This is a genomic window from Thermostichus sp. MS-CIW-23 (assembly GCF_054059455.1).
Window position 1 is genome coordinate 86,155 of sequence record NZ_JBSSCC010000007.1, and the last position, 9,770, is coordinate 95,924.

Sequence of the window (9,770 nt, forward strand, 5' to 3'; positions counted from 1 at the left end):
GAATACCTTAGGCCAATGCCTGCCACGATAACAAGAAAGAACTGCCCAGGAGTAGGGATCCCAAAACCCGCCGCCAGCTCCGGTAGGGGATCTCAGCCAAGACGCCGCCGGCGCTCAGGCATAGGAAGGGGAGCACCACCAAACCCCAGCGAGCACTTTGCTGCAGGGTGTTCACTTGGGGATCCCAAAACCATGTCGCCAGCGCCCCCATCCAGAGGACATGGCCCAAACCGGCCAAGCTGAGCAGGGCTTGCTGCCGTTCTGCCCAGGGCCAGCCCAACCGCACCAAGCTCAACCCCAAGGGCAGCATCAAAGTAGCCAAAACGGCCAAGCCACCTTGGGAGCTGAGAGGATGGGGAATCACCTCAGCAGAGGTAGCCGGCAAATTAAACCGTCCCAGCCAGGAAAGCCCCATCACCAGCAGCAGCAAAAGCAGTCCTGATGCCCCGCACTGCTGACGCGAACGCAACGGTTGCCGTGGCCACTGCTGGCTCGTCCACAGCCCCGCCCAGAGCAGAGCCAAGGGCCAAACCTTATAAGACAGGGCACAGGCTAAGGCCAGACCCCACCAGCGCAAGGTGGATCCCGGCCCAACACCACAACTGCAAAGCAAAACCAGGCTGCCCAAAATCTCGCTGCCAGGCTCCAACCCTTGGGTCAACACCCAGGGGCTGAGTCCCCACAGCCCAGCACTCCAGAAGTTGCCCCAGCTCCAGCACAACAGCAGAATGGCCAAGCAGGCCATAGCTGAGAAGATGTGCAGGATCCCTTCAGCCGAGATCCCGGTTCCCTGAGCCAGCCAGGGCAGTAGCCTGTCGGCAAAAGCGCTCCGCACCACTGACGCGAACGAGTGGTAGAGAGGCAGTTCCGGTTGGACAAAAGTCAGGGATCCCTCAGAACTGCTCACCGGCAAAACGCGCCACCACTGCAGAGGAGCCGGTTGCCCCCAAGAGCGGAGTCGCTGCCCCAAAAGAAGGCCCATCCCTCCCCATAGCAGCCAGTGGCCCATGAAACCAAAACCAACCAAACGCCGACGGCGATGGTTGTCCCTGTTGGAGGAGCTCAGGCGGGGAAATGAGCCGCGGGGCAGCCGCTTGCCCGGGCGGGGTGTGGCGGGGGGAAACTTCATGGGTAAACCCTAGCCTGTTCGCATGAGCAGTGCAGAACACTATCCCTACACGGGGTGGGCCCTCGACCGGCAGCAGAACATCCAACGCCCTCTACTCTTGGCCGGTTGGGGAGAAAAAGTGCCCCTTCGTTACTTCCAAAAGAGAATCTCCCCGCGTGACATACTCCCGCACTCATGCTGACGCAAAGCGCTCCGCGCCGCTAGAGAGAAGGTCTAGTCAACTCTAGATCGCCCGTCAAGGGGCAACCCGACTGTTGCCAGCGGCGGATGGCCTGGGCAGTGAGTCCATTCGTTACATCGCGAATGGGGATCCCCGATCCGGTTACCTGCAGACGCACCAACCGCCAGGGATCCCCAGGAGCAGCCCGCAGAACATAAGCCTCGTAGGCCAGTTGCAGGGTTTCGCTGCGCCGACCGGCCAAGGAGTTGCCCTCCTTTTGGGGGTGTTGGGGCAAGACCAAGCGGCGCTCCAGCGTGGTGAAATACAGCCGAAAAGCTTCTGGCGAAACAGCAGTTGCGGTGTCCGGCAAAACCGGAGCCAGCTCCTGTTGGCGTAAGCGGGCCGGAGACCCTGGAGAGAGCATTTCAACCTCCGGCTTCCCCACCAGCACAACCTGAAACTCGGAGCGGGAGCGGCTCAAGGCCAGATTGAGGAACAAGGGCAACTGCTCCGTTAGAGCTTCAGCCCAAACCTGGGGAGCAGCCAGACAAGCTTCCCCTCTTGCCGGAACGAAATGCTCCGCACCCCTAACGCGACCGGGAGTGCTGACCAGGCCCAAAACCACCGATAAACCGGCTCCCAGCCAACGCCTCCTGCCGGATCCAGTCGGCCTATTTTCAGGGATCCACTGCACAAGCCTACGGCGTCGTTGCATTACAGAACTACCCCAATAACATCGGGCATCTCCCCACACCCTCACCCGGCAGCATCCCACAAGGCTTGGAAGCGCTGCAAGGCGGCCATGGGATCGGGGGAAGCGGTGATGGGGCGGCCCACCACCAAATAATCGGCTCCTGCCCGCAGAGCTTCGTCGGGCGTGCAGATGCGCTGTTGATCCTCCTCTCCATCCCCCGCCTTGGCTTGGCCCAGACGGATCCCAGGAGTAACCAGCAAAACCTCCGGCCCCAAAGCTTGGCGCAACCGCGAGACCTCCTGAGGAGAGCAAACCAGTCCAGTAAAGCCTTGAGCTTGAGCCAGCCGGGCCAAATGCAACACATAGTCGGCGGGATCCATCTCGATGCCCAGTTCCTGTCGCACCTGCGGGGGGCTGATGCTGGTTAAGAGGGTAACCGCCAATAGTCGACAAGAACTGCCCTGGGCGGCTGCCACGGCTGCCCGCAACATGGCACTGCCACCGGCAGCATGGACGGTGAGCAGATCCACTCCATAGCTGACGGCCACCTCCGTAGCCCTCCCCACGGTGTGGGGAATGTCGTGCAGCTTCAAATCCAGAAAAATGCGCTTGCCCCTTTCCTTGAGAGCCTGCAGAATGGGAAAACCCGCAGCAGTGAACAACTCCAGGCCCACCTTCCACCACAGCACCTGCGGCAAAGAGTCCACCCACTTCAAAGCCTGCTCTTGAGAAGAGGTATCCAGCGCAACAATCAGGCGGTCACCCTTCATCGGGGCTCATTCCGGGGCTCATAGTGGGGACAGCCCTCACAGGGGCCGCAGGGGTTGACGGCGCAGCGCAACTCTGGAGAATGGGCATTGTAGCGGCAGGTGGGATCCCCGATGTATTCTGGCGGCGAAGCCACGTAAGTGTAAACAACCACACCCCCAAATCCTATCGGGCTGACGAAGAAACGACTGGTGGTGAAAGATTCGCCAGAAGGGTTGAGGGTTTCCTCAAAGGGTTCTGGCTCAGGCTCCAGCTCCACTTCCTCCTCCAGATTCCAGAGGGCTTCCCACTGCCTAAGGGTTTCCTGTAAAGGCACAGCCAAGTGCTCTGCCAGCTCCATCAGGGCAGTCTCCAAAGAGGCCAAACTTTCTTCGGCCACTTGGGCAAAGGCTGCAACCCATTCCTCCAAAAGTTTCTCAAAATCCATGCAGCAGCGACCTAGAGGCTCCTTCTTCACCTTACCGCCAGCCTGGGCAACCTTTAACTTCCTCCCCGGCAAACGGCATCCACTAGAGCTTGATTCACCAATGGAAACAGCTCTGCCAACTCTTCTGTGGAGAGGTTTCCGGTGCAGACATTGGCGCGAATATGCCACTCTGCCCACATTTGCGCCGAAGGAGCAGCAGGATCCCGGCCCTCCTCAGAACCTGAACCGCCCACAGGTACCCGAGGGAGGCTGCGTCCCGACCCAAGGTTCAGTTGCAGTACGCTGTCACGGTTGATGCCAGTCAGCGAGGTTTGAGCGTTAGCCTCCTCAAGGAAAGCGAGAGAGAAAGCCAAAGCCATCCCAGCTAATCCCCAGAAAACAGCGCGGTAAACCATGGGATCTCCAGTAGTTAGATAGAGCCCTGTCTTGAGCGCAATTATAGCCACTACTTCCCGTTCCTCCGGGCAGAACTGGGTCAAGTCTGCCTACGACCGCAGGCCGATTCCCGACCACTGCACGCAATGACGGCCCTGCTCATCCTTCAGGGATCCATCGCGGCGGTAGGAAAAGAAATCTTGGGGTTGGCTGAGGGTGCAATGGGGGCTGACGGCAATGTGTTCAGGGGGGATCCCTTTGGCTTGGGCTTGGGCACCGTTGACCCAGCGCAGATCCAGGCGAACCTTGCCGGGCAGAGGATCGGGCAAGAGAGCAGCGCGGGCATCCAGCCCTGGGGGTAGGCTTTGCAGCACCTGCTCCGCCACCTCCTCTGACACCTGATAGACCGACCCCGAAATGGAAGGCCCGATGGCAACGCGGATCCCAGCAGCAGGGATCCCCGCCCGGAGAAACTCCTGCAGCACCTTGGACAAGATCCCCGCAGCAGTGCCTCTCCACCCGGCGTGAATGGCCGCCACCCATTCTCGACTGGCCACCAAAATCGGCACACAGTCAGCGGTGCAGACCCAGGCAGAATCCCCTTGGCGGCGGGCAATGACCGCATCCGCCTGAGAACGGGTAGAGATCCCTTGACCAGCAGAGCAGTCCTGCTCTCGTTTGTGTCCAAAGGTTTCGGTGATCCCATCTGCCCAAACCCAGTTGCAGCCATGCACCTGATGGCCCCACGCGGCCTGTTCAGGGGGCAGTTGCAGCCGGGCGGCCAACTGAGATGGGGGATGGGGATGACCTTGGCGAGAGCCAAAAGCATGAGGCCACTCCGCCAAAAGCTGACACTCCAGCCAGCGCCATCTCCCTGCCTGCTGCCAAGCCCACAAGGCGGAGCCACTCATCGGCGGGAGCTACCCGGACCAGCAATCGGCGGGGATCCTTGAGACCGATGTTGGGCGCGGAGATGGCCCACCCGCTCTTCCAAACACATCTTTAGCTCGGCAGGGTTAAACAGCATCGGCAAAAAATGAATGCTTTTGGTTTCTCGGAAAAAGAACAACACCGGCAGCGGCGGCCAGAAAATTTGCCAATCCTGCCACTCGCTGTAGGGAAACTCGCGGATGCGCTTGGAGCCGCTGTAGACCTGCAGCGCCGTCCTGGTAAAGGCCAGCCCGATCAGAGAGGTCTGCACCATCAAAAACAGGCCGAACAGACCCACCCCCAGCCCCGCCCAAAGCGAAAGCCAGAACAACGGTACCGCCAAAGCCAACACCGACAGGCTGAGGCGAAAATCCGGAGTCAATAGATGGGCAGAATTGGGCCTGATCATGCCCCACTCCTCCTCTCAGGGATCCCAGACCCATTCTAGGCCGCCTCGGCAACTCTTCAGAAGTCAGAGGATCTGTAGGACATAGAGGAGAGAGCCTCTTCTCGAAATCAGGGAACGAGGGGCAAACCGAACCCGTTTTTTGAGTTATCCCGAAAAATACTTGGGATCCTGGGGAAATTGGGGTTTGCCATTGAGCTTCTTCCCACAGCTGGCCGATACAACCGCGCAGGCGGGATGGAATCCTCGCGTAGCTCTCAACTGAGGGCCTCACCGCGTGCGATGGTATACGATAAACTCCAGAGTTCCGCAAGTTTACAGATCAGAACCGGCGAGACATCCCTCGCTCACCCAAACACGGCCTGGGGAAAACCGACATAATACGGATATAACGAGTGCTTACTGCTAACCCGCACAATTCGTTGGGCCTCTCCATGCCTCTCGACCCTCTCTCTCAGTTGCCAGAGGAGCCAACCACTCAGATCCCCTTGGAGTTTTACGAGCGCAGACCCCAGCCTGAGGCAACTGCGGCCTTTCTAACGGTGCTCAGCGGCGCCAATGTGGGCATGACGTTTCCCTTGGCGAGGGGTGGAGTTTTGGGGCGCAGCCACCGCGCGGACATTCAGCTCTTGGATCACGCCGTCTCCCGGCAGCACTGTCGGCTGGAAAGAGAAAGTGAGGGTTATGTTCTCACCGACCTGGAGAGCCTCAACGGCACTTATGTCAACGGCGAGCGCATCAGCCGCGTTCTCCTGAAGGATGGAGATCGCATTCAAGTGGGGGCCAGCACCCTCAAGTTTGCCTACTACGACGCGGCAGAAGAAGCCTTCTTTTTGCAAATGGCCACTGCCGCCCTCCACGACCCGCTGACCGGCTTGCATAACCGACGTTTTTTCCTGGAGCAACTGGAGCTGGAGATCCCCTTTGCCCTTCGCCATCGCATTCCCCTCCACGTGCTCTATCTGGATTTGGATGGGTTTAAGCAAATCAACGACCGCTGGGGGCACTGGGCTGGGGATCAAACCTTAATCCAGGTGGCGCGGCGATTGCAAGCTCACGTTCGCCAAGACGACCTGGTGGCCCGCTTGGGGGGCGATGAGTTTGCCCTGCTGGTGCGCGGGATCCCAAACCCGCAAATCTTGGGGCTGGCAGAACGCTTGCGGCAGGCCGTCCAGTCCCTGTCGGTGCAGGTGGAAGCGGAGACCATCTCCCTAAGCTGCAGTGTGGGCATCGCCTCTCTGCTGGAGCTGGGAGAGGGAACTGACCCACAAAGTCTGCTGGCTGCTGCCGACAAGGCCCTCTACCAAGCCAAAGCTGAGGGGGGTAACCGAGAGACTTTGCTGTAGCTCGAGGCCACCTGTTGGGGTTCAGGATCCCTCTACCAAGCTGGCATAGGCTTCGGCACTCATGGTGTCCTCGAGATCTTCGGGGTTGGCAATGCGCACCTTGATCAGCCAACCATCGCCATAGGGATCGTCAGCAAGGCTTTCGGGGCTCTCCACCACCGCTGTATTCACGGCTACCACCTCTCCAGAAAGAGGGGCATAGAGATCTTCGACGGCCTTGACCGATTCTACCGAGCCAAAGCTTTCCCCTTTTTCAATCTCTGTCCCTTCTTCGGGCAAGCCCACAAAAACGATATCCCCCAGTTGATCGACGGCATAAGCTGTGATCCCAATCACCGCAATATCATCCTCAACATGGATGTACTCGTGGGTGTCCACGTAGCGCAGATGGGATGGATACTCCAGGGCCATGCCGGTTCTCCCGTAGAATTCAGTGGATTATTCTAGGGTCAACCCTTGAAGATGGTAAAGAGCGGATCCCAAGCCCGGCCCGCTAGAGAAACTCCATCAGCAGCCGATTGACCGTTTGCGGCGCTTCCTGCTGCGCCCAATGGCCGCATTCGGGGATGTACTCCTTGCGCAGGCCGTTGGGGAAAAAGGGATCCATCCCCTCGGTTAGCTCGCGGCTGAGGGCAAAGTCTTCTTCTCCCCAAATCAGCAGGGTAGGGGCGAGGATTTGCCGCATGGGCTGCAAAAACAGGTTCTGCAAAGTGGGCAGGTTAAAAAGCTGGCGGTAGTAGTTGAGGGCAGAGGTGAGAACCTTGGGTTTGGAGAGGGCCTCTTGGTAGAGCTTGAGGTCGTGGCGGGTGAAGGCGCTTTTGCGCACCGAGGTTTCCTGGAAAATGCGGCGCACCCAATCTCCCAAATCCCACTGCAGCACCCACTCTGGCAGCCAAGGCAATTGAAAAAAGAACAGGTACCAACTGCGGCGCAGTTGATCCAAGTTGCTCAAGAATTCCCGGCGAAAGCAGGCCGGATGGGGAGAATTGAGGACGGCCAGCTTGCGAATCTCCTCAGGGAAAAATTGCGCCCAGTGCCAGGCAATGGCTCCCCCCCAATCGTGGGCTACGACCACCGCTCTTCGGGCCCCAAAGTGGCTTAGCAAGCCGCGGATATCCTCGGTAAGGGTATCCAGGTCATAGCCGTGATCCGGTTTGTCGGAATCGTTGTAGCCGCGCATATCGGGTGCCACCACGCGAAACCGCTGCGCCAACACCGGAATCTGATGCCGCCAGGAGTACCAAAACTCCGGGAAACCGTGCAACAAGATCGCCAGCTCCCCTTCCCCTTGGGTGACGTAGTGCAGTTGAATGCCATTGGTAAGGGCATACCCGTGCTGCCAGGTTCCCATTTTGGCGGCTACCTCAGGAGGAAGACGGGGGATCCCTGCTTCTGCCATGTCGTCTGCTCTCGAGCTAACCCATGATTTGGTATCCACCCATACTAACCTTTGTCGCCGGTCTTCCCTTTGCCGGCGCAGGCTTTTTGAGAGGCATCCTACGAAGAAAGCTTAAGAGAAAGTCTGCGGGTGAACAGATTAGATGAACACTAGCGCAGAAGGCCACAGCCCAACATCGCCGCAAAGCGTTGCCATTTTGGGAGCCGGGGCTTGGGGAAGTACCCTGGCGATGCTGGCTCAGGGGCAAGGGCACCGGGTGCGGGTTTGGAATCGCCGCAAGGGCCTGGATTTGGCAGAAGTGCTCCAGGGATCCCAAATCCTCATCTCAGCCGTCTCTATGGCGGGGGTACGCCCTGTGGTGGAAGCGGTGCGCCAAGTGGGGATCCCGCCGCAGGCAATTTTGGTCTCGGCCACCAAAGGGTTGGATCCACTGCAGCTTCTGACCCCTACCCAAATTTGGGGGGCCACCTTCCCGGAGCAGCCCCTGGTGGTGCTTTCGGGGCCTAATCTTTCGGTGGAGATCCGCCAAGGCTTGCCGGCAGCGGCAGTGGTGGCCAGCCGGGATCCCTGGGCCGCTGTGCAGGTGCAGTATGCCCTTTCCTCGGAGCGGTTCCGCCTCTATACCAGCAGCGATCCGCTGGGAGTGGAGCTAGGCGGCACCCTGAAAAATGTTATCGCCATCGCTGTTGGCGTGTGTGATGGCTTGCAACTGGGGGCCAATGCTCGTGCGGCTCTGGTTACCCGCGGCCTGGCAGAGATGATCCGGGTGGGATCTAAGCTGGGGGCACGGGCAGAAACCTTCAATGGCCTGTCGGGGTTGGGGGATCTGCTGGCCACCTGCCACAGCCGCTTGAGCCGCAACTACCGAGTGGGCTACGGGCTAGGCCAGGGCCAACCCTTGTCGCAGATTTTGGCGGAGATCGAGGGCACCGCCGAAGGGGTTTACACCGCTCCCGTCGTGGTCGAGATCGCTGCCCAGCACGGCATTCAGGTGCCCATCACCCAGGAAGTGCATCTGTTGTTGCAAGGGCAGACCACCCCCACCGCCGCCCTCACCCGCCTGATGGAACGTCAACTGACCTCAGAATAGGCTGCCCTCCCCCCCGGCCCCTCTCCCAAAGGAGGAGAGGAGTTTGGGCTACCTGGCATAACCGCAAATCTGCGGATGAGGAAAGTTGTTCCGCACTCTATCAGGATTTTTGCAGAGCAGGGAGACCCCAGAATGAGCGATTTGGCGGAGTTTTTTTTTCCAGAGTTTCCCTATGCTGCAGCTGTAGTTCTTCGACTTGTTCTTGCATCAACTCGGATCTCTCTGGCTCCGGGAAGGCGGACAGTAGGCCCGACAGGTTGGGCCAGGTCTTTGTTTAATTTTTTACAAAGTTATGTCCAAACGCATCCTGGTGATTGAAGACGAACCCTCTATTCGCACCTATCTGCAGAAGGTGTTGCAACGAGCGGGGTACGACACGGTGGCGGCCACCGATGGAGAAGAGGGCTTGCAGATGGTGCGCACCCTGATGCCCGACTTGGTGTTGTGCGATGTGGTGATGCCCAAGCTGAACGGCTATGGGGTGCTGGATGCCCTGAGATGGGATCAGTCTACAGCTCACATCCCCTTTGTCTTTCTCTCCTCGAAAATCTCTCCCGAAGAGATTGAACAGGGGCTATGTTTTGGCTCCGATGCCTATCTGACGAAGCCCGTTGACCAGAAACGCCTGCTGAAAGCCGTTGCTGCCCAATTGTCTTGAGTTGACCAAAAGGCGCGGCAAGCCCCGTCCTTCAGGGCGGGGAAGGATAGCGCCGACCGTAGCCGACGCCCTTTAAAAACGCAGTGCCGGCCATGTGAATATCGTTGTCATCACGCATAGGTCAAGAATACGATTGAGCGATGCAACGACTTCAAGCCTTCAAGTACGAATTGCTGCCCAACGGCCAGCAGGGACAGCAGATGCTCCTGGGAAGAACGTCCGCGCCAAGTCAGCGTTAAACAAAGCCATTCTCGACCAAGGGTGGTACGAGTTCCGCTGCATGCTGGAGTACGAGCTGGCCTGGAAAGGTGGCAGGCTCATTGTCGTGCCGCCGCAGAACCCGAGCCGCACCTGTCCATGTTGCGGCCATGTTTCATCAGACAACCGC

At 59.1% G+C, this 9,770-nt stretch carries 11 protein-coding genes and 1 pseudogene; 4 read left to right on the plus strand and 8 right to left on the minus strand.

Going from position 1 to position 9,770, the window contains the following annotated elements:
* Positions 1 to 7: 7 nt before the first annotated feature.
* The 6 genes from ACVW0B_RS04405 to ACVW0B_RS04430 all read right to left on the minus strand — a co-directional run bounded on the left by ACVW0B_RS04405 (position 8) and on the right by ACVW0B_RS04430 (position 4,892).
* The gene (locus tag ACVW0B_RS04405; protein WP_414380548.1) at positions 8 to 1,129 is read right to left on the minus strand and encodes a hypothetical protein; all 1,122 of its coding nucleotides are present in this window, start codon (positions 1,127 to 1,129) and stop codon (positions 8 to 10) included.
* A gap of 200 nt (positions 1,130 to 1,329) precedes the next feature.
* Positions 1,330 to 2,004, minus strand: a complete 675-nt coding sequence (locus tag ACVW0B_RS04410; RefSeq protein WP_457491042.1) for a hypothetical protein — start codon at positions 2,002 to 2,004, stop codon at positions 1,330 to 1,332.
* Between the two features lie 41 nt (positions 2,005 to 2,045).
* Entirely contained in the window at positions 2,046 to 2,753 is a 708-nt protein-coding gene (pyrF, locus tag ACVW0B_RS04415) for an orotidine-5'-phosphate decarboxylase (protein ID WP_457491043.1), read from the minus strand.
* Positions 2,750 to 3,178, minus strand: coding sequence for a DUF6464 family protein (locus ACVW0B_RS04420; protein ID WP_369791761.1), 429 nt, complete (start codon positions 3,176 to 3,178; stop codon positions 2,750 to 2,752). Before ACVW0B_RS04420 ends, pyrF begins: the two co-directional genes overlap by 4 nt.
* A 485-nt stretch (positions 3,179 to 3,663) precedes the next feature.
* The gene (pgeF, locus tag ACVW0B_RS04425) at positions 3,664 to 4,464 is read right to left on the minus strand and encodes a peptidoglycan editing factor PgeF (protein ID WP_457491044.1); all 801 of its coding nucleotides are present in this window, start codon (positions 4,462 to 4,464) and stop codon (positions 3,664 to 3,666) included.
* Positions 4,461 to 4,892, minus strand: coding sequence for a DUF3119 family protein (locus ACVW0B_RS04430; protein ID WP_414428157.1), 432 nt, complete (start codon positions 4,890 to 4,892; stop codon positions 4,461 to 4,463). The genes pgeF and ACVW0B_RS04430 overlap by 4 nt, the downstream gene beginning before the upstream one ends.
* A 392-nt stretch (positions 4,893 to 5,284) precedes the next feature.
* Here ACVW0B_RS04430 and ACVW0B_RS04435 point away from each other — a divergent pair, with 392 nt between their 5' ends.
* Positions 5,285 to 6,235, plus strand: coding sequence for a diguanylate cyclase (locus ACVW0B_RS04435; protein WP_457491045.1), 951 nt, complete (start codon positions 5,285 to 5,287; stop codon positions 6,233 to 6,235).
* Between the two features lie 21 nt (positions 6,236 to 6,256).
* On the opposite strand, the gene gcvH is transcribed toward ACVW0B_RS04435, so the two are convergent.
* Complete coding sequence (gcvH, locus tag ACVW0B_RS04440) at positions 6,257 to 6,646, minus strand: glycine cleavage system protein GcvH (RefSeq protein ID WP_011432013.1); 390 nt, start codon at positions 6,644 to 6,646, stop codon at positions 6,257 to 6,259.
* 82 nt (positions 6,647 to 6,728) lie between these two features.
* On the minus strand, positions 6,729 to 7,634 hold the full coding sequence (locus ACVW0B_RS04445; RefSeq protein ID WP_011432014.1) for an alpha/beta fold hydrolase: 906 nt from the start codon (positions 7,632 to 7,634) through the stop codon (positions 6,729 to 6,731).
* 142 nt (positions 7,635 to 7,776) lie between these two features.
* Here ACVW0B_RS04445 and ACVW0B_RS04450 point away from each other — a divergent pair, with 142 nt between their 5' ends.
* From ACVW0B_RS04450 to ACVW0B_RS04460, 3 genes and pseudogenes are all read left to right on the plus strand, one after another.
* Entirely contained in the window at positions 7,777 to 8,724 is a 948-nt protein-coding gene (locus ACVW0B_RS04450; RefSeq protein WP_457491046.1) for an NAD(P)H-dependent glycerol-3-phosphate dehydrogenase, read from the plus strand.
* A 292-nt stretch (positions 8,725 to 9,016) separates the two neighbouring features.
* The gene (locus tag ACVW0B_RS04455; protein WP_011432017.1) at positions 9,017 to 9,382 is read left to right on the plus strand and encodes a response regulator; all 366 of its coding nucleotides are present in this window, start codon (positions 9,017 to 9,019) and stop codon (positions 9,380 to 9,382) included.
* A 184-nt stretch (positions 9,383 to 9,566) separates the two neighbouring features.
* Positions 9,567 to 9,770, plus strand: a pseudogene (locus ACVW0B_RS04460) (zinc ribbon domain-containing protein); the annotation flags it as partial.

Bases quoted from the DNA above. Each gene is read 5' to 3' on its own strand.
- ACVW0B_RS04405 (WP_414380548.1), bottom strand. From the start codon at position 1,129: ATGAAGTTTCCCCCCGCCACACCCCGCCCGGGCAAGCGGCTGCCCCGC.
- ACVW0B_RS04410 (WP_457491042.1), bottom strand. From the start codon at position 2,004: ATGCAACGACGCCGTAGGCTTGTGCAGTGGATCCCTGAAAATAGGCCG.
- pyrF (WP_457491043.1), bottom strand. From the start codon at position 2,753: ATGAAGGGTGACCGCCTGATTGTTGCGCTGGATACCTCTTCTCAAGAG.
- ACVW0B_RS04420 (WP_369791761.1), bottom strand. From the start codon at position 3,178: ATGGATTTTGAGAAACTTTTGGAGGAATGGGTTGCAGCCTTTGCCCAA.
- pgeF (WP_457491044.1), bottom strand. From the start codon at position 4,464: ATGAGTGGCTCCGCCTTGTGGGCTTGGCAGCAGGCAGGGAGATGGCGC.
- ACVW0B_RS04430 (WP_414428157.1), bottom strand. From the start codon at position 4,892: ATGATCAGGCCCAATTCTGCCCATCTATTGACTCCGGATTTTCGCCTC.
- gcvH (WP_011432013.1), bottom strand. From the start codon at position 6,646: ATGGCCCTGGAGTATCCATCCCATCTGCGCTACGTGGACACCCACGAG.
- ACVW0B_RS04445 (WP_011432014.1), bottom strand. From the start codon at position 7,634: ATGGCAGAAGCAGGGATCCCCCGTCTTCCTCCTGAGGTAGCCGCCAAA.
- ACVW0B_RS04450 (WP_457491046.1), top strand. From the start codon at position 7,777: ATGAACACTAGCGCAGAAGGCCACAGCCCAACATCGCCGCAAAGCGTT.
- ACVW0B_RS04455 (WP_011432017.1), top strand. From the start codon at position 9,017: ATGTCCAAACGCATCCTGGTGATTGAAGACGAACCCTCTATTCGCACC.